The sequence below is a fragment of the Paenibacillus sp. LC231 genome (genome assembly GCF_001860525.1).
Lineage (GTDB): Bacteria > Bacillota > Bacilli > Paenibacillales > Paenibacillaceae > Paenibacillus_AQ.
On the sequence record NZ_JFOM01000003.1, the window covers coordinates 1 to 673 of the forward strand.

The 673-nt window shown below is 55.9% G+C and carries 1 rRNA gene; it reads right to left on the reverse strand.

Annotated elements, in window-relative coordinates:
* Position 1: 1 nt before the first annotated feature.
* Positions 2–673 (reverse strand): 23S ribosomal RNA (locus tag AK95_RS01555); the annotation flags it as partial.

The window sequence follows — 673 nt, forward strand, 5'->3', positions numbered from 1 at the left end:
TTTGGATAAGCCCTCGACCGATTAGTATTGGTCAGCTCCATGCATTGCTGCACTTCCACCTCCAACCTATCTACCTCGTCGTCTTCAAGGGGTCTTACTAGTTGGGAAATCTCATCTTGAGGGGGGCTTCACGCTTAGATGCTTTCAGCGCTTATCCCGTCCGTACGTAGCTACCCAGCCATGCTCCTGGCGGAACAACTGGTGCACCAGCGGTACGTCCATCCCGGTCCTCTCGTACTAAGGACAGCTCCTCTCAAATTTCCTACGCCCACGACAGATAGGGACCGAACTGTCTCACGACGTTCTGAACCCAGCTCGCGTACCGCTTTAATGGGCGAACAGCCCAACCCTTGGGACCTACTTCAGCCCCAGGATGCGATGAGCCGACATCGAGGTGCCAAACCTCCCCGTCGATGTGGACTCTTGGGGGAGATAAGCCTGTTATCCCCAGGGTAGCTTTTATCCGTTGAGCGATGGCCCTTCCATGCGGTACCACCGGATCACTAAGCCCGACTTTCGTCCCTGCTCGACTTGTAGGTCTCGCAGTCAAGCTCCCTTATGCCTTTGCACTCTTCGAATGATTTCCAACCATTCTGAGGGAACCTTGGGGCGCCTCCGTTACTCTTTAGGAGGCGACCGCCCCAGTCAAACTGCCCGCCTGACACTGTCCCCG